Source organism: Rhizobacter sp., from assembly GCF_046595475.1.
Classification (GTDB): domain Bacteria; phylum Pseudomonadota; class Gammaproteobacteria; order Burkholderiales; family Burkholderiaceae_C; genus Rhizobacter.
Genome location: NZ_JBKJOQ010000107.1, coordinates 38,407 through 55,075, shown reverse-complemented (window position 1 = coordinate 55,075; position 16,669 = coordinate 38,407). Strand labels below are relative to the sequence as shown.

15 protein-coding genes are annotated in these 16,669 nt (G+C 64.4%); 7 read left to right on the top strand and 8 right to left on the bottom strand.

Annotated elements, in window-relative coordinates; translation table 11 throughout:
* Positions 1 to 52 precede the first annotated feature (52 nt).
* Positions 53 to 1,555: an MORN repeat-containing protein gene (locus AC30QB_RS19360; RefSeq protein WP_489547900.1), complete on the top strand. Its 1,503-nt coding sequence runs from the start codon at positions 53 to 55 to the stop codon at positions 1,553 to 1,555.
* Positions 1,556 to 2,004: 449 nt separating this feature from the next.
* On the opposite strand, the gene AC30QB_RS19355 is transcribed toward AC30QB_RS19360, so the two are convergent.
* Positions 2,005 to 3,168 carry an IS91 family transposase gene (locus AC30QB_RS19355; RefSeq protein ID WP_489547899.1) on the bottom strand — a complete coding sequence of 388 codons (1,164 nt, stop codon included), beginning with the start codon at positions 3,166 to 3,168 and terminating at the stop codon, positions 2,005 to 2,007.
* A gap of 10 nt (positions 3,169 to 3,178) precedes the next feature.
* On the bottom strand, positions 3,179 to 4,075 hold the full coding sequence (locus AC30QB_RS19350; protein ID WP_489547898.1) for a tyrosine-type recombinase/integrase: 897 nt from the start codon (positions 4,073 to 4,075) through the stop codon (positions 3,179 to 3,181).
* Between AC30QB_RS19350 and AC30QB_RS19345 the strand changes: the two genes are divergently transcribed.
* The 6 genes from AC30QB_RS19345 to AC30QB_RS19320 all read left to right on the top strand — a co-directional run bounded on the left by AC30QB_RS19345 (position 4,074) and on the right by AC30QB_RS19320 (position 8,771).
* The gene (locus AC30QB_RS19345) at positions 4,074 to 4,208 is read left to right on the top strand and encodes a hypothetical protein (RefSeq protein ID WP_489547897.1); all 135 of its coding nucleotides are present in this window, start codon (positions 4,074 to 4,076) and stop codon (positions 4,206 to 4,208) included. The two genes, AC30QB_RS19350 and AC30QB_RS19345, sit on opposite strands and share 2 nt — an antisense overlap.
* Before the next feature lie 519 nt (positions 4,209 to 4,727).
* Complete coding sequence (locus AC30QB_RS19340) at positions 4,728 to 5,921, top strand: patatin-like phospholipase family protein (RefSeq protein WP_489547896.1); 1,194 nt, start codon at positions 4,728 to 4,730, stop codon at positions 5,919 to 5,921.
* A complete protein-coding gene (locus AC30QB_RS19335; RefSeq protein ID WP_489547895.1) occupies positions 5,918 to 6,655 on the top strand; it encodes an acetoacetate decarboxylase in 738 nt (245 codons plus the stop codon). Before AC30QB_RS19340 ends, AC30QB_RS19335 begins: the two co-directional genes overlap by 4 nt.
* 37 nt (positions 6,656 to 6,692) lie before the next feature.
* Positions 6,693 to 7,475, top strand: coding sequence for a 3-hydroxybutyrate dehydrogenase (locus AC30QB_RS19330; RefSeq protein WP_489547894.1), 783 nt, complete (start codon positions 6,693 to 6,695; stop codon positions 7,473 to 7,475).
* A complete protein-coding gene (locus tag AC30QB_RS19325) occupies positions 7,472 to 7,957 on the top strand; it encodes a hypothetical protein (protein WP_489547893.1) in 486 nt (161 codons plus the stop codon). Before AC30QB_RS19330 ends, AC30QB_RS19325 begins: the two co-directional genes overlap by 4 nt.
* Before the next feature lie 121 nt (positions 7,958 to 8,078).
* On the top strand, positions 8,079 to 8,771 hold the full coding sequence (locus AC30QB_RS19320; RefSeq protein WP_489547892.1) for a hypothetical protein: 693 nt from the start codon (positions 8,079 to 8,081) through the stop codon (positions 8,769 to 8,771).
* A gap of 104 nt (positions 8,772 to 8,875) precedes the next feature.
* On the opposite strand, the gene AC30QB_RS19315 is transcribed toward AC30QB_RS19320, so the two are convergent.
* The 6 genes from AC30QB_RS19315 to tssM form a co-directional block, all read right to left on the bottom strand.
* Entirely contained in the window at positions 8,876 to 9,268 is a 393-nt protein-coding gene (locus AC30QB_RS19315) for a hypothetical protein (protein ID WP_489547891.1), read from the bottom strand.
* A gap of 91 nt (positions 9,269 to 9,359) precedes the next feature.
* Complete coding sequence (locus AC30QB_RS19310; protein ID WP_489547890.1) at positions 9,360 to 10,124, bottom strand: L,D-transpeptidase; 765 nt, start codon at positions 10,122 to 10,124, stop codon at positions 9,360 to 9,362.
* A 95-nt stretch (positions 10,125 to 10,219) separates the two neighbouring features.
* A complete protein-coding gene (locus AC30QB_RS19305) occupies positions 10,220 to 12,166 on the bottom strand; it encodes a protein kinase domain-containing protein (RefSeq protein WP_489547889.1) in 1,947 nt (648 codons plus the stop codon).
* Positions 12,163 to 12,879, bottom strand: coding sequence for a type VI secretion system-associated protein TagF (gene tagF, locus AC30QB_RS19300; RefSeq protein ID WP_489547888.1), 717 nt, complete (start codon positions 12,877 to 12,879; stop codon positions 12,163 to 12,165). Before tagF ends, AC30QB_RS19305 begins: the two co-directional genes overlap by 4 nt.
* On the bottom strand, positions 12,876 to 13,094 hold the full coding sequence (locus AC30QB_RS19295) for a hypothetical protein (RefSeq protein ID WP_489547887.1): 219 nt from the start codon (positions 13,092 to 13,094) through the stop codon (positions 12,876 to 12,878). The genes tagF and AC30QB_RS19295 overlap by 4 nt, the downstream gene beginning before the upstream one ends.
* A complete protein-coding gene (gene tssM / locus AC30QB_RS19290) occupies positions 13,076 to 16,669 on the bottom strand; it encodes a type VI secretion system membrane subunit TssM (protein ID WP_489547886.1) in 3,594 nt (1,197 codons plus the stop codon). The genes AC30QB_RS19295 and tssM overlap by 19 nt, the downstream gene beginning before the upstream one ends.

Genomic DNA, 16,669 nt, shown 5'->3' with positions numbered 1-16,669 from the left:
GCAATAAAGTAGTGCTGAGCGCCACCATGATTCCGGCTGCTATGGACCAAGAATGCCTCTAAGGATAACTATGCGAACCCTGCTGCCGACGACTCTATTCATCGCCTTAATTGCAACTGGTGACCACGCCCACGCAGTCGACCCCTCTGAATTCACAATCGGTGAACCAAACTGCCTGGTGATAAATCCTTCCCCAAAATCGGATGAACGTGTCAAATGGTCTGGCGGCTGTAAGAACGGATACGCGGAGGGACAAGGCGTCCTCGAGTGGCTCCATAGCGAGACCGCGGTCTCTCGCTTCGAGGGCTCGATGGTCGCCGGAAGACCAGATGGAACCGGCTCGTACACCTTTCTAGCGAGCGGCACCAGTTACTCCGGCGAATTCAAAGCTGGGAAGCGCCACGGGCAAGGAACATTGACTCTTCCGAGTGGCCAGGTCCGCAGAGGGAGGTTTGAAAACGGTGAACTCGTAGGCGAGGTGGAAGTGACGGGCCCTGGCGGGTCGCGCTACGCTGGCGGTTGGATGAATGGACAACCTCACGGCAAAGGCCGCTTCCAATATGGAGATGGCGTGATCTATGAGGGCGACCTGAATGCAGGCGTCCGTGAGGGCCAGGGAACCTTGACCCTGACAGACGGGCAAACGATTTCCGGACATTTTGAAAAGGGTGAAGTTGTCGGCGAGGCGCGCGTGGTCGGCCCAGGCCGCTATCGATACCAAGGTGGCTTTCTGTTCCGCCGCCCGCACGGCGAAGGAGACTTGGTCTTTGGAGATGGCGGTACCTACAGGGGAACGTTCAAGAATGGGCTGCGTGACGGCCTCGGCGTCGCCTCATTTCCAGACGGCAAAAAATTCGATGGTTCCTGGATAGCCAACAGCCCTGATGGCCGTGGCACCATCAACTACGCGGATGGAGGCGTCTACGAGGGTGAGGTCAGCAACGGGTTACCGCAGGGAAGGGGAAAGTATCGCGACGGCCTGGGGAACACGATGGAGGGGACATGGCGCGCCGGTAAGCTTGACGGAGAGGGGCGGGCCACACGACCAGACGGCACAACCTACAACGGCACACTTGTCGCCGGAAACCTAGATGGCCGAGGCGTCCTGCGCCTGCCGAATGGGAGCGAATACACAGGCGAATTCAAAAGTGGCAAGCGTCACGGGGTGGGCGTCTGGATCGACGCTGACGGCATCCGTCGCGAAGGTACTTGGATCGACAATCAACTGGAAGGTCAGGGCACGGAGACGAGTCGTGACGGTCGGCGCTATATCGGCGGTTGGCGCTCGAACATGCCACAAGGCGCTGGCACGATGGAGCTCGATGGGCACCGCATACGTGGCCAGTGGGAGGATGGCGTACTTAGTGGGCCAGCGTCCATTGAATACGACAGCGGGGCGCAGGCGCGCGGAAACTTCGTTCGCGGACAGTTCAACGGCAGCTGGACGCTCGCGTTACCGAGTGGTGAAAAGACCGTCATTGAATACGAACTTGGCACTCCCAAACTTCCAAACACGCGACTGCCTGCCCTGAGACTGCCCGATCGTGCCAACTAGCGCCGAAGGAACCTTAGAAGCTTCTTATGTCGCGGGCCCCAATGACCGCGTCCAGGCGCACAGTCGTCTGTCTGCAAGTGTTTAGGTTTGTCCGACACCTGCCCATCGCACAACGCAGGTCGTGGCAGCCCAGCGGCCTGAGGGCAGGTGTTGGACAAACCTCGAGGGAGGAAACCGCGGGCCACGCGGCGGTGTTTGTCGAAGGCACGCCGGCTATGGCGATTGGAGGCTGGGGCCCTGCTGATGCATCGCGCTGGGCTGCATGTTGATGGCGTCGATCGCCACGTCAGCGATATACGAGCGCCTTCCACGACCAAGCGCATGCGGTGAATGACAACTCACCAAGCTCGGTGAGCCCTGTCCGGCGCTGGGCAGCACAAGCCCACCCCGCACCGGCCTGCGATGAACAAGGGCCGGTGCTCGCGTGCGCGTGATCTTCGCGCCAGTGCTCATGGGGGTGCTCGGATCGATGCTCGCTCGCGCAGGACGATCTTGACGATGAGTAGCGAGCGACCGCAGTGCCTGCAGACGAACGTCGGCGCGCGCATCGTCGGCTCGCTGTTGGGAACCTCGACGGTGGCATGTAGCGCAGCACGCGCCAACGCCAGGGCTTCGCGCCGGTTGCCATTGGCAAGCAAGCCGTAGTGCCGAATGCGATGGAAGCCGCATGGCAGCACATGCAGCAGGAAGCGGCGCATGAACTCCTGCGGCGCCAGCGTCATGGTCTTGTGACGCGTACAGCCCTTGGCGCGATAGTCCTTCCACCGGAAGGTCACGCCGCGCTCGTCCAGGGTCAACAGCCGGCTGTTGGAGATCGCCACGCGGTGCGTGTAGCGCGACAGATAGGCCAGCACGGCCTGCGGCCCGGCGAAGGGTCGCTTGGCATAGACCACCCACTCGCACCGGTGCATCGGTGCCAGCCATTCGGCGAAGACCTTGGCATCTTGCAACGCTGCGTGTTCGCCAAAGAACTGCAACCGCCCCCTGCGATGAAGTTCCTGCAGCCCTTCCAAGAAGCGCCGCCTGAACAGCCGCGAGAGCACGCGCACCGGCAGGAAGAATCCCGGCCTGCAAGCGACCCAGGTCTTGCCATCGGCGGCCAGCCCTCCGCCCGGCACGATGCCATGCACATGCGGGTGGTGCGTCAGCGCCGAACCCCAGGTGTGCAGCACCAGCGTGGCGCCGATGCGCGCACCCAGATGCTTGGTGTCGGCCGCGATGGTCAGCAGGACCTCGGCGGCCATGTCGAACAGCAAGCCATAGATCGCAGCCTTGTTCTGGTACGCGATGTCGGCAATCGGCGCGGGCAGCGTGAAGACCACGTGGTAGTACTCGACCGGCAGCAGATCTGCTTGCCTTGCTTCGAGCCAGCGCTGAGCGGCATGGCTCTGGCACTTCGGGCAATGCCGGTTGCGGCAGGAGTTGTAGCTGACCTGTTCGGTGCCGCAGCCCTCACAGCGCAAGACATGGCCACCGAGAGCCGCGCTGCGGCACTGCTCGATGGCCGACATGACCTTGAGCTGACCCAGGCTCAGGTGGCCGTGCTGGGCGGCTCGACAAGCAGGGCCGTGGGTGCGCAAGATGTCGGCGACCTCCAGGGCGGAGTGCGCCACGGTGACGTGGTTATGAGGCGGCTTGCGTCGATGGTGCTGGCTGCACCTTCTCCAGCGGGCTGACCACCTCGCGCAGCAGCTCGGTGGCCACATGCGTGTAGATGGACGTGGTCTCCAGCTTCTTGTGCCCAAGCATCACCTGGATCACGCGGATATCGACCTTCTGCTCCAGCAGGTGGGTCGCAAAGCTGTGGCGCAGCGTGTGCATGGACACGCGCTTGTCGATCTTGGCGGTCTCGGCGGCGATGTGGATGGCGCGGTTGAGCTGGCGTGCAGTCAATGGATCCATCGGGTCGAGGCCTGGGAACAGCCAGCCATTGGGCAGCATCTTGCCCTGGGCATGGGCCAGTCGCCACCAGGCGCGCAGGCGTTCCAGCAGCACGGGCGAGAGCATGGCGTAGCGGTCCTTGCGGCCCTTGCCCTGCTCGACCCGCAAGGTCATGCGCTTGCTGTCAATGTCGGTGACCTTGAGCGAGATCACCTCGCTGACGCGCAGGCCGGTGCCGTAGGCGATGGACAGTGCCGTCCGGCTCTTGAGGTTGGGCGCTGCGGCGATGAGGCGAGCGACCTCGTCGCGGCTGAGCACGACTGGCAGCGTCTGCGGCACCCGTACCGTCTGCATCTTGGCCATCAGCTCGCTGCGCCCGAGCGTCACATCGAAGAAGAACTTCAGACCGGTGATGGTGGCGTTGAGCGTGATGGGCGAGGTGCCCTGATCGACCAGGTACAGCTGGAAGCGGCGCAAGTCCTCGACGGTGGCGGTGTCGGGCGAGCGACCGAGAAAGGAGGCCAACTTCTTGACTGCACGGAGGTAGCCCGTGCGCGTCTTGAGTTCGAGCTTGCGCATGCGCATGTCCTCGGTCATGCGTTGGCGCAGCGGTGAGACCTGGGATGACGATGGGTTCATGATCCTGCTCCTGTTGAAGAGCGAGGCGGATTGCCTCGCAGCTCAACAGTGGCAGGAACGCTGCATCGAACAATCGCAGATGCCGCCGGAGCGGCTACCGCGCGAGCGGTTTAGTCCCTTGGCTGACAGCTGAAGCTGGCAAGTCCAGGTCAAAGAGCGGCGCCCCCTGCAAAGCTGTCACCGTCCAAAATAGCCAACAACGCTGAGGTGCGCTCCCCCTTCCGGTCGCACTCACCCCTTTCCAACGCCTTCTTCCATGACCTCTGTCACCTGCGTGGCCGCCGAGGTCATCACCACCCACCAAAAGCCGGTTGGCTATGCCTAGCGAGCATCCGACGTCTCGCCCCTGCTGAACCAACCGGCCGGCTCGGCCTTCGAGCGCACCAATGCGAGTGAGCCATTCGAGTGCCGCTGGAATAAGTCACTGCAATTCCGTTGGCCTCGACCATCGGCCCAGTGCACTCAGTCGCGCGCAAGGGCGTTCACCTCGCGAGCATGGTCCTGATGCCCAGAGCCGAGCCCGCAAACTGAACCCAGGCTTGCTCTGCACTTCTTTCCGCGCACCAGAGCCCACGCGCCATGCTGCGGTGCAGCGTAGCGCTATGCTTTGTGCACGGGTCGCCTGCCGGCACCCGCCCACCGAGCGAGGCGCATGACACCACCCAGAACAAAGCCCTACCCTTCGCCCGTATCGGCACGCCGGCCTCCGGGCCATTCCGATGAAGAGTGCATCCTGGTGCTGCAAGGGGGCGGCGCACTGGGGGCTTACCAGGCGGGTGTGTTCGAGTCGCTCGCCCAGGTGTATCACGAGCCCACCTGGGTGGCGGGCATCTCCATCGGTGCGATCAATGCCGCGTTGATCGCCGGCAACCCGCCGCAGACCCGCGTGGCCCGGCTGCGCGAGTTCTGGGAGTTGGTCAGCTCGTCCGTCCAGCTGCCCGGCATGCCGGCTTCGGGCACGGCGCGCGAAACGCTCAATGAACTCAGCGCGTCGCAGGTGGCGGTGTTTGGCGTGCCGGGCTTCTTCAAGCCGAGGTTTCCGCCCGCGCCCCTGCAGCCGCGCGGCACGCTATCGGCCATCAGCTACTACGACACCACGCCGCTGCAGCAGACACTCGAGCGCCTGATCGACTTCGACCGCATCAACGCCGGCCAGCTGCGGCTGTCGGTGGGTGCGGTGAACGTACGCAACGGCAACTTCGCGTACTTCGACTCCACCAAACAGCGCATAGACGCACGCCACATCATGGCCAGCGGCGCGCTGCCACCGGGTTTTGCGCCGGTCGAGATCGATGGCGAGCACTACTGGGACGGCGGGCTGGTGTCGAACACGCCACTGCAGTACGTGCTTGACCAGCCCGGCAAGCGGCACCGCGTGGTGTTCCAGGTCGACCTGTTTGCGGCCACCGGCACCTTGCCCACCACGCTGGCCGAGGTCATCGAGCGCGAGAAAGACATACGCTTTTCCAGCCGCACCCGCATGAACACCGACGTGCAGCTCGACATGCAGGTGATCTCACAGGCTGCCAAACGCCTTATCGCCAAGCTGCCGGCTAATCTGCGCGATGACCCCGACGTAAAGGCGCTGGCCTGCCTGCGCTGCGAAAGCGGCGTCGACGTGGTGCACCTCATCTACCGCAGCAAGCATTACGAGAGCCAGTCGAAAGACTTCGAGTTCTCGCGCTTGTCCATGCAAGAGCACTGGAGCTCGGGGCGAGCCGACATGTCGCACACCCTGCACGACCCAGACTGGATCAACCACGAGCGCAGCAAAGCGGGCGTTCATGTGTTTGACCTGAACTCTGACCATCCCGTGCACATCGCCGCCACCGGAAAGCCCGAATGAAAATCGAAGACGTAAAACGCAATGCCTTCGCCATGCCGTTAACGAACCCGGCCTTCCCGCCTGGCCCCTACCGCTTCGTGAACCGCGAGTTTCTGATCGTCACCTACCGCACCGACCCCGACGCACTGCGCGCCGTGGTACCCGAGCCGCTGCAATTCACCGACGCCATCGTGAAGTACGAGTTCATCCGCATGCCCGACTCCACCGGCTTCGGCGACTACACCGAGTCGGGCCAGGTGATCCCGGTCACGTTCAATGGCCGGGCCGGCGGCTATGTGCATTCGATGTACCTCAACGACGAGGCGCCCATCGCCGGCGGCCGTGAGTTGTGGGGCTTCCCTAAGAAACTTGCATCACCGTCGATGGTGGTCGAGACCGACACCTTGGTGGGCAAGCTCGACTACGGCTCGGTACGCGTGGCCACCTCGACCATGGGCTACAAGCACCGCCGGCTTGACCATGCCGCCGTGCTCGCCGGCATGCTGGCGCCCAACTTCCTGCTGAAGATCATTCCGCATGTAGATGGCAGCGCGCGCATTTGCGAGCTGGTGCAGTACTTCCTGGAAGATGTGACCATCAAGGGCGCCTGGACGGGCCCGGCTGCGCTAGAGCTCGCCCACCACGCACTCGCACCGGTGGCCCAGCTGCCGGTGCTGGAAGTGATCTCGGGCACGCACATCCTGAGCGACATGACGCTCGGGCTGGGCACCGTCATCCACGACTACCTGGCGTGACCTGCGCCACCCCTCTTACTCACACGGAGAAACCGCCATGAAGCTTCAAGACAAGGTCTGCATCGTCACCGGCGCCGCCAGCGGCATAGGCAAAGAAATCGCCTTCACCTACGCGCGTGAAGGCGGCAAGGTGGTGATCGCCGACCTCAACAAGGAGGCAGCCCAGGCCGCCGCGGAAGAAATCAAGAAGGCCGGCGGCACCGCCATGGCCGTGGCCATGGACGTGACCAGCGAAGAGCAGGTCAACGCCGCGGTGGCCGAGGTAGTGGCGGCCTATGGCGGTGTGGACGTGCTGGTCAGCAACGCCGGCATCCAGATCGTCCACCCGATCGAAGAATTTCCGTTCGCCGACTGGAAGAAGATGCTCGCCATCCACCTCGATGGCGCCTTCCTCACCACCAAGGCCTGCGTGCCGCACATGCAGAAGTCGGGCAAGGGCGGCAGCATCATCTACATGGGCTCGGTGCACTCGAAGGAAGCCTCGGTGCTGAAGTCAGCCTACGTGACGGCCAAGCATGGGCTGATCGGCTTGTGCAAGACGGTCTCGAAGGAAGGCGGTAAATACGGCATCCGCGCCAATGTGATCTGCCCGGGCTTCGTGCGCACACCGCTGGTTGAAAAGCAGATTCCCGAGCAGGCCCAAGCCCTGGGCATCAGTGAAGACGACGTGATCAAGAAGGTGATGCTCAAGGAAACAGTGGACGGCGAATTCACGACCGTGCAAGACGTGGCCGAAGTCGCGCTGCTGTTCGCGGGCTTCAACTCAAACGCGCTGACCGGCCAGTCGATGGTGGTGAGCCACGGCTGGTTCATGCAATGAGCGTCTCACCGGCCGACGCACCCGAGGCCATTCATCAAGCCACGCTGTGGCGCGACGACGGCTGGACGGCCCGCGTCATCAAGAACGAAGACGACGACGGCTGGGCAGTCGAGATGATCAGAGACGGCGAGCCCGAGCCCGCGCTGGTCGGCCCGTGGACCATGGGCCGCGACAAGAAGAACCCCAAACCACTGGACACCTCGGCCTTTCACACGCTGGTGAAGACCGCCTCGGAAGTGATACGCCGCCACGAGCAGCAACTGCATGCGCAGCTGCATAAGAGCACGGCGGTCGACACGACCGGTGGCCGCATCACCGTCACGCTGGACATCGTGCCCGACGAAGACGACGCCTACGCCTTGCTCGCAGCACACGATGCTCTCGGCGAGCGCCTGGCGCAAGTGCGCGTGGCGCCGAGCTTCAAGCTCAGCCTTGCCAGTGCCACGGCGTGGGTGGAAGACGAATTCCGCAAGCCAAGCTAAAGGTCTGATCGGGGGCCGGCAACGGCCGCGGCGGGCAGCGCGTCTGGCACATCGTGTTGCAAGGGGGTTATTCGATGGTTGTACCCTTCGGCCCTCCCCTTCAACGCCACTGACAGCCTGCATGTTCGGTCAATCCAAACCTGTCGTTCTCGAGTCTTACGGAAGCCGGCGCAAGCGTGGCCGCCCACCGCGCTGGCTGGTGTTGCTGATGAGCGGCGTGGCCATCGGTGCCGTGGGTGTGGTGGTGGTGCAAGAGCGCTACCTGCCGCCACGCCTGTCTCAGGGTGAATCGGCGAAGCTGCGCAGCGCCTACGAAACAGCAGACACCGAACGCACGCAGCTGCGGCGCGAGCTCGGCCAGACCCACCAGCAGCTCTCAACTGCGTTGGCCGACAAGAAAGGCCTGACCGAAGCGCTGACCGCCAGCCGCAGCACCACCGAGCAGTTGCGCGCCGACATGAGCGCCGTGGTGGGGTCGCTGCCGCCCGACCCCCGTGGCGGCAGCGTCGAGGTGAGGGCGGGCCGCTTCACCACCAAGGCTGGCATGCTGGTGTACGACGTGGTGCTGACCCGCGAACGTGCCAGCAGCAAGCCCATGCCCGGGGTGCTGCAACTTACCGTGGCGGGGCAATCTGCGCGCGGCCCCGAGACCACGGTAGCCCTCAAGCCCGTGGCGGTTGCGCTCGGCAGCCATGAGATCGTGCGTGGCAGCCAGGCACTGCCTGAAGGCTTCAGGCCGCGCGAGACCACGGTGCAAGTGCTCGACCATGTGGCGGGCAAGGCACTGGGCATGCGGGTCATGCTGGTGAAATGAGGTAAAGCGAAGAAGCGGGCCACGTAAAGAAGGGCCGGGCGGCATGTCATTTGCCAGTTAGGAGTACCGGGGTTTCCGCCCCGTATCTGTAATCCCCTACTGGACTAAGGAGTCTCTGAAATGAAGAACTTACCCAAGACCTTGAGCATTGCAGCCGTGGCGGCACTGGTGGCCACAGCGGGTGTCAGCATCGCGCAGACCAATTCGGTGCCCAACAGCAACTCGCCGAATGCGGCATCAAGCCCGTACTCAAAACCCACGACAGCCAACACGTCTTCGACGTCCGCTTTGCCGACGACCGATGCCGCCATGCCAAAGTCGGCTACCAGCCCGGCCACGCCGGCGCCGGAACAGCGCCAGGAAGGCAGCATGGGGACGCGCAGTAGCACCGACATGGGGACTCCGGCGGTCGCACCGGCAACCACCAACAGCTCGACCTCTTCGCAGCCCACCGCGACCGACTCGAGCAGCAGCGCTGCACCCAGCAGCGACACCACGCTCGCACCACGTGCCGATCGCAACTAAGCGAAGCCTTGCGAATACGCAGTGAAGCGCAACTGAGCCGGGCCTTAGCGCCCGGTTTTCATTTCAAGGTGACTTCAGCGCCTGACTGTCGAGAGGGTGGGCCAAGGCAAATACGTCGCGCACCGAACGCGTTTCGGGCAGCACGTACACCACCACCGGCGCCGCGCGGAACATCGGGCTTACCACCGCGTCATAGAAGGCCGCGGGCAGGTTGATACAGCCGTAAGAGATGCGGTTGTCAGCGATGGTTTCCGACGCAAGACGTTGAAGGCGCTGCTCGCTCTCTTTGGTGGCGCGCACGCGGTGCATGGACACAGCCGCGCCGTAGTCGATCCACACGATGTCTTCGCCATCGAGGTTGCTGCCCTTCTTGGCCACGAATCGGCCAGCAGGGGTGATGCGTTCTTCGGGTTTGATGTCGGCCACCTTGCGCTCGCCGATACCGGGCACCGAGTCATCGCCGCGCGCCAGGCCGAGCAATGCGGGGGTGCTGGCCCGCAGGCGCCCAGTGGCTTCGAATGCCATCACGCGAGCGCCGGCCTTGTCGACGATCAAGAAGGGGCTGTGGCCCGCATCGCCGGATGCCACGGCCCATTTCGCCACCGCTTCTACGTCGGGCAGTTGGGGGTCTAGCGTTGCCAGTGCCGCCATGCTCGCGGCAGGCGCCATCGACGGGTGCTTGGGTGCCGTGATACGCAGCACGGCACACCCCACGATCACTTCAAGCGAGACGATGGCGATGAATGCCAAGGCGGCATCACCACGCGTAGAAACAGCCGCCCCATGGGCGGCAGCTTTTACCTGTTTGCCGTCAGTCTTTCTGCGCATGTTGCACCTCGGTCGCAGGGGCCCGTAGGCCACCTTGCGTGATCGCCTTCATGGGCGTTATCGCAAGCAATACGCGGGCCGCAATTGCGCTGGCCTCAGCGCCCCTTGCCTGCCACCTCGTCGATGGTCAACAAGGTGGCCCCGTAGCTTGAATCGCAGGTGGTGCCGGCCGCGCAGGCGGCCCTGCCCACGAAGGGGTTGTCGCTGCCGCTGCGCGACACCCACAGTTGCTCGGCTTGCGCAAGATCGAACTCAGGGATCTCTTCCTTCGAAGGCTTCAGGCCCGCTTGCGACAGGTCGCGTGGCTGGCGCGACACCATGGTCACGATGTGGTTGGTACCTGGCGGGCCACCGGCGGTGATCTGCCAGCCCTTGCGTGGCAGCAGCATTTCTTTGTTGACCTCGATGCGGTTGTTTTTGTCGATCGCATTGGGGAACAGCAGGTACATGTGGGACTTGTCGGTGCCGGCGAAGAACACGTACACATAGCCCGCTTCGGATGACTTGACGCGAAACTGCAGCTTGTCGCTGCCGATCACCAGCGCCGACTTGTCGGCCAGCGCATTCACGCCGAGCAACGGGTCGGCGTGGCGCACGATGTCTTGCAAGGCAGTCACGATGCCGAACGGCGTGCGCGGCGGTTTGACCACCACCGGCGCCGAGGCCGGCTGGTCTTGCTCGACAACCCGCGCCGAAGGCGTCGACGCCGCCAGCAGCGCTGGGTCAGCTGCACGCGGTTGGCCATCTGGCTCCGGCAGCCCGTTTCGGTTGTGCACACCAAACCACCAGCCCGCACCGGCCAACACCAGCAAGGCGAGACCACCGCCTGCCCACAAGCCCGTGCGCGCTGGCGCCGGCTCGGGGTCGGGGTTCAGCAGCTTGATCTGAGGGCCAGGTGCGGCGGGCCGCGGCGGCGCGACGAAGGGAGTGGGTGGTTGTGGTGGTGGAGGCGGGGGTGGCAGCGAAGGTGCCATCAGCACTGTGGCGGCATCGTCTGCGCCTGACATGAGCACAGTGGCCGCGTCAACTTCCCGGGGCCTGGCCACCGAGGGCGTGCCAGCACCGAAGCTGAACATGGCGCGCAGCGCAGTCATGTCTTGTGGCCGATGCTCGGGCCGAACCGACAAGCCCAGGTCGATGGCCGCCAAAAACTCGGTTGTGTAGCGCCCGGCGCCTACCTTGGACGCCGGCTCCAGGTCGTCGCTGACCATGCGGCTCACCGACGGCAGCGGCGCGCGGCCGGTGATGGCGGCATAGAGCACGGCCGACAAGGCGTACACGTCGGTCCAGGCGCCCTGCTTCATCGAGGTCGATTCGGCGTATTGCTCGATGGGCGCGTAGCCCGACTTCAAAATGACGGTGAGCGCCTGCGTGGCATCGCTGATCACGCGGCGAGCTGCGCCGAAATCAAGCAACACCGGGCGCATGACCTGGGGGCGGCCGAGTTGCGTGGCCTGCTGGTTGAGCAGCAGGATGTTGTCGGGCGCGATGTCGCGGTGATAGCAGCGCTCGTGGTGCATCAGCTCCAGCGAGTCGATCAGCGGGTGCAGGATGGAGAGTATCCAGCCCTCGTCTGGCCGCGCACCGTGCTCTTGAAGCCACTGCTTGAGCGTAGGGCCCTGGTAGTAGGGCATCACCATATAGGCCGTGCCGTGCTCTTCCCAGAAGCGGTACACCTTCACCAGCGACGGGTGGTCGAAGGCGGCAAGCAGCTGTGCTTCGTTGACGAAGCTGCGCAAACCGAGCTCAAAGGTTTCGCGGTGGCGCGCTGAGCGCACCGACACCTGGTGGTTGTCGGCCCGCACGGCGAGCGATGAAGGCATGTACTCCTTCAAGGCCACCACGCGGCCGAGCTGGGTGTCGCGTGCGAGGTAGACGATGCCGAAGCCACCCTCGCCGATCAGCCCCTCAATCACGTATTCCTGAAGGCGGTGGCCCAGCGGCAGCGTGTTGCCACTGCCATCGATCTCGATGCCACCGCCTACCGCGGTGCGCGTGCCCATGTCGAGTGTTTCAGTCTTGGGCGGAACGGGAGAACTCACCAACGACCCTCCAGCAACTCTGAAAAATACTGAGCAGGCGGCAAGCCTTGCGACACGCTCAGGCTGTTGTCGGGCGACTCGGCATGGTCGGGCCACCAGAGACTGCGGCCCGAGAAACGTTGCAGCGCATCACCCGCCAACAGCCCTTGCGCCCAGGTCAGCAAGGTGGCCGCACCGGGCACAGTGTGCCTCACGCGGGCGGGCAACACAGTGGTGGCAAACGTGGAAGATTCAGCGTTCGCGCCGCTGGCGGGCGCTCTCGCGAGTGCCGATTCGAAGTCTTCGAGCGTGGCGCCTGCGCGCAGGGTGCCAAGCGCTGTGGCACCCAGGTGCTCGTACCACGCCTGCAATGCAGACAGGCCTGGGGCGGTGGTGGGCAGCGCCGCAGCGCTGCGTGCAATCAGCAGCGGGAAGTAGCGGCCAACCTTGTCGACACTGGGCATCATCACGCCCAGCCACCAGCTGTCGCCCACCAGGCCGGGCGCCCAAGCAAAGCGCCAGATGGGGCCGGTGAGGTACACGTCGAGCCAGCGTTCACCGAGCTCCGCGCGGCTGTGCTCCACGCCGCGTGCAAGCCAAGAATCGGCAGCGTCGACAAAATCTTGTGGCAGGCGGCGGCTGGCGAAGTCGCCGAGCATGGCGACCTTGCCGTACCAGCCGGGGGCCTCGACGCCCGTGCCCGCAAGCAGCTCGAGCAGGCTGTGCTCGTTCATGAGGGCTGCGCCGCTGCGGATGATTTGAACGCCGGCGTTGACGCAAAGATCGCCAAGTGGAGACGCAAAGGTCGCAAAGAAGGGCTTAGAAAATCTTCCTCTTCTTTCTCTTTGCGTTCTTGGCGGTTTTCCTTTGCGTTCTTTGCGTCAACGCTGGCGTTCAGCTCTTTTTTCAAAGCAACATCCCGATCCACGGTCACAGCTTCCCGGGGCATGAGAACTGCTCCAGCTCCGACAAGCGGAAGGGGTTGCGCACGCTGCTGGTGGTGACAAGGAAGGTGGCCTTGCGACCGTCCACGTTGAATGTGGCTTTCCACCGCTCAGCGCCACCCGCGGGCTCGATCTGCTGTTTGTCGAATAGCTTGAACAAGGCCCAAGGCCCGTCGGTCACCAGGCCCGAAGCACCACTGGCCGAGACCGGCGTCACCTGCACCCGCACCTGCGAGCTGCCGCGCGGGCCGGGCCATTGCACGCTGGCCGGGATCTGCGGGCCGTGCGCGTACTTCACCAGTTGGCCATCGACGTCGAGGATGAACTGCGTGATGGTTGCGTCCATCTCCAGCGGTTTGAAGTCGAGCCGCACGCCGACCTGGTTGCCGCCGCCACGGAAGAAGGTGTCGCGAATGGTGGCCGCGTGTTGGAACTGCAGCAGCGTGGAGCTGTCGGTGCCCATGCTGGCGCCGTCGACGCTCTTGAACTTCCAGGGCCTTGTGGTCGTGTCAACGTAGTTGACCAAGTTCTTCTGGAAGAAGGTGTCAAACAAGCCGCCGGGCGCGAACACACGGGCAAAGTCTTCTTGCGTCGCGTCGCGCTGGCTGCTGCGGGCGAAGGGGTAGCGCCCGGCAATGGCCTGCCGGCAAAACTCGCCGATCTCTGAGTTGATGGCGTTGCCCAGGTTGCTGCGCGTGATGTCCAGTGCCGCCGAGGTTCCGCTCACCGACAAGGTATTGAGCAGCGAGCGCACCGGCTCAGGCAGGCGCGCCGCTTCGGCCTTCACCTTGTTGGGCACTTCAGAGGGCGGCGGCACATTGCCGCCCTTCACTGCCGTGTCGGCCGCGGTGAGCAGCGTGTAGACCTCGCTGATGAGCGCCACCGTGCCGTCCACCGGCGCGGGCAGCTTGCCGTCGGGCGACGACACCATCTGGCGCAGGCCGATGAAGCGGTCGTCGACGATGCTCTCGATGGCCTGCCCCGGCGCCACGGCCGACACGCCACCCTTGCTGCCAAGCAGTCGAGCCAGCTCTTCACGCGAGCGCTGCAGCGCGTCGCGCGCCTTGGTCTCCACCTTGCCGGCCACGTCTTTGCTCTCACGCAGCGTGGTCTCGCGCGACATGGCCTTGAGCAGCGGCACCAGCGGGTTGTCGGGTGCCGAGAGCACGCGCGACATCTGCACCGCTTGCGCGAGGTTGCTCGTCTTCACCATCTTGATGTCGGCGATGAAGGCTTCCCACAGCTTGGCGTATTCGGAGAGGAACAAGCGCCGCACCTCGTCGTTGAGCTGCAGCTTGATGTCCAGGTCTTTCAGCGCGTTCTGGCGCTTGCTGTCGTTCACGCCCAGCACCCAGCTCTCTTCGTCTGCCAGCTGGCCCGACACGCGCTCCACCTCGCGCTGAAAGCCCTTGTGGTAACCCTCGTTGGTGAAGAGCCCCGGCACGCCCTTGGTCAGTGGCTCGCCGCTTGCGCGGGTGAAGACCAGCGCGGCGCCAGGGCCTGCGGCCTTTGCCACGGTGAACTCGGGAAACTCGGCGCCCACACCTTGGCGTTTCATGCGACGGAAGATGCGCTCGGTGAGCGGCGTGGCGACCAGCCTCGCGCGCGTCTGCGCCACCAAGGTTTTGTCTTCTGGCAGTGGTGACACCACCGCCCCCTCGGCGAGCAAGGCATCGAGATGCGATTCCAGCTCGGCCCGTTGCTCGGTGGTCACCGAGCGCGGCAACGACGCCTCCCAGTCGGCCGTCACGTAGAGCTTGAGCGCAGCGGGGTCGAAGCGCTCGGGGTCGTACAGCATGACGTAGGCCTTCAGCGCCTCGTACTGCAACTCGGGGTTGTCGTTGCCGCTCTTCAGCTGCTCTTCAACGCCCAGGGCGATGCGTGGCAGCACGGCGTCGATGAGCATGCGGCGGTAGGCCTGCTTCGAGCTCGCGTCGAGCTTGCGGCCTTGGTACAGGCCGAACCCCAGCGACAAGGGCACCGAGTCGCCTATGCCTGCGCGCGCCAGGTCGCGCGTGGCTTCCAGGGCGGGCAAGAGCACCAGCAGGTCGGGCGAGTTGCGGTTGGGCGTTGCCTGCACCAGCTTCTTCACCTCTTCGGCGGCCGTGCCTACCTTGTCAACGTAGCGTTGGTTGCCCACATAGCTCACGCCCCAGGCGATGAGCGTGAGCACCGAAAACACGCCGATCAGCGCGTAAGCGCCGAGCGCCAGCATGCCGCGGCGGCGCTCCCATTTCACGTCGGTGCCGGCCAAGCCACTCTCGGTGAACACCACCTCTTTCAGCAAGCGCGAGAGGAAGTAGCTCTTGCCACTGGACTGGTTGGGCGGCACCACCGTGCGCTCAAGCCGGTAGGTGCGCGCAATGCGCCCCAGCATGCGGTCTATGGGTGTGCCCTCTTGCGTGCCGCTCACGAAGTACACGCCGCGCAGCAGCGGGTGGGCTTCAAACTGCGAGGGCGAAAACACCTGCTCCAGATAGTTTTTGAGCAGATCGCGCAAGGCTTCAAACTGCTGCGGGAAGCCATAGATGCGCGCACGGCGCTGCGGGTCACGCTCCATTTGCAGCTTGCCGATCAGGCCATCGGTGAGGCGCTTTTCCAGCAGGTCAAACTCATGCGCAAAGCCGCTCAGGTCGGTGTGCTGCTGCTTGTCCAGCTTGAAGGTCATGCCCCAGGGCGTGGCGCGGGTGTCTTTGTCGGCCTCGCCCAGGGTTTCCATGAAGCCGGCCAGCAGGTCGCACTTGGTGACCAGCAGGTAGATCGGAAAGCGCATGCCCAGGTGCTGATGCAGCTCTTGCAAACGCTGGCGTACGGTGGCGGCATGCAGGCTGCGCTCGGCGGCGCTCTGCGTGAGCAGGTCGGTGACCGACACCGTGACCAGCACGCCGTTGAGGGGCTGGCGCGGCCGGCTGCGCTTGAGCAGGCCCAAGAAGCCTTCCCACGCCTTGCTGTCGATGCTCTTGTGGCTGTCTTGCGTGGTGTAGCGACCGGCGGTGTCTATGAGCACGGCCTGGTCGGTGAACCACCAGTCGCAGTTTCGCGTGCCGCCCACGCCGCGCACCGCATGCTCACCCGAGGCCGCGGCCAGCGGGAAGTTGAGGCCAGAGTTGACCAGCGCAGTCGTCTTGCCCGAGCCCGGCGCGCCGATGATCACGTACCAGGGCAGCTCGTACAGATAGCGCTTGCCCACACGCGACGACAGCCCGCTCCACAGGCCCGAGATGCCTGCCTTGGGTTGCTCGAACTGCGCCGTCTTGAGGGTTTGCAGTGCCTTGGCAAAGCGCTCGTTGAGCGTCTTGATCTCGCCGTCGGCCGGGTCAGCGCTGGCGGCGGGCGCCAGCAGCTGGTCGACCACCTTGTCGTTTTTCTTGCGCGAAGCAAAGAGCTTCCACACTTGGCGCAGCACGATGACCAGCACGATCAGGCCGATGAACACCAGCCGCGAGGTCACGCCGTCTAGCGGGCGCCAGTTGCCTATGGCCACCAGCGGGCCCACGATCCAGATCACCAGTGACAGGGCCAGCAGGCCCAACACCAGCATCACCCAGGGGTTGAAGATGAGGCCAAGAATCTTCTTCAT

Coding starts and splice junctions, on each gene's coding strand:
- AC30QB_RS19335 (WP_489547895.1), top strand. CDS start 5,918: ATGAAAATCGAAGACGTAAAACGCAATGCCTTCGCCATGCCGTTAACG.
- AC30QB_RS19340 (WP_489547896.1), top strand. CDS start 4,728: ATGACACCACCCAGAACAAAGCCCTACCCTTCGCCCGTATCGGCACGC.
- tagF (WP_489547888.1), bottom strand. CDS start 12,879: ATGAACGAGCACAGCCTGCTCGAGCTGCTTGCGGGCACGGGCGTCGAG.
- AC30QB_RS19320 (WP_489547892.1), top strand. CDS start 8,079: ATGTTCGGTCAATCCAAACCTGTCGTTCTCGAGTCTTACGGAAGCCGG.
- AC30QB_RS19310 (WP_489547890.1), bottom strand. CDS start 10,124: ATGCGCAGAAAGACTGACGGCAAACAGGTAAAAGCTGCCGCCCATGGG.
- AC30QB_RS19295 (WP_489547887.1), bottom strand. CDS start 13,094: ATGCCCCGGGAAGCTGTGACCGTGGATCGGGATGTTGCTTTGAAAAAA.
- AC30QB_RS19350 (WP_489547898.1), bottom strand. CDS start 4,075: ATGAACCCATCGTCATCCCAGGTCTCACCGCTGCGCCAACGCATGACC.
- AC30QB_RS19360 (WP_489547900.1), top strand. CDS start 53: ATGCCTCTAAGGATAACTATGCGAACCCTGCTGCCGACGACTCTATTC.
- AC30QB_RS19330 (WP_489547894.1), top strand. CDS start 6,693: ATGAAGCTTCAAGACAAGGTCTGCATCGTCACCGGCGCCGCCAGCGGC.
- tssM (WP_489547886.1), bottom strand. CDS start 16,669: ATGAAGAAGATTCTTGGCCTCATCTTCAACCCCTGGGTGATGCTGGTG.
- AC30QB_RS19345 (WP_489547897.1), top strand. CDS start 4,074: ATGATCCTGCTCCTGTTGAAGAGCGAGGCGGATTGCCTCGCAGCTCAA.
- AC30QB_RS19325 (WP_489547893.1), top strand. CDS start 7,472: ATGAGCGTCTCACCGGCCGACGCACCCGAGGCCATTCATCAAGCCACG.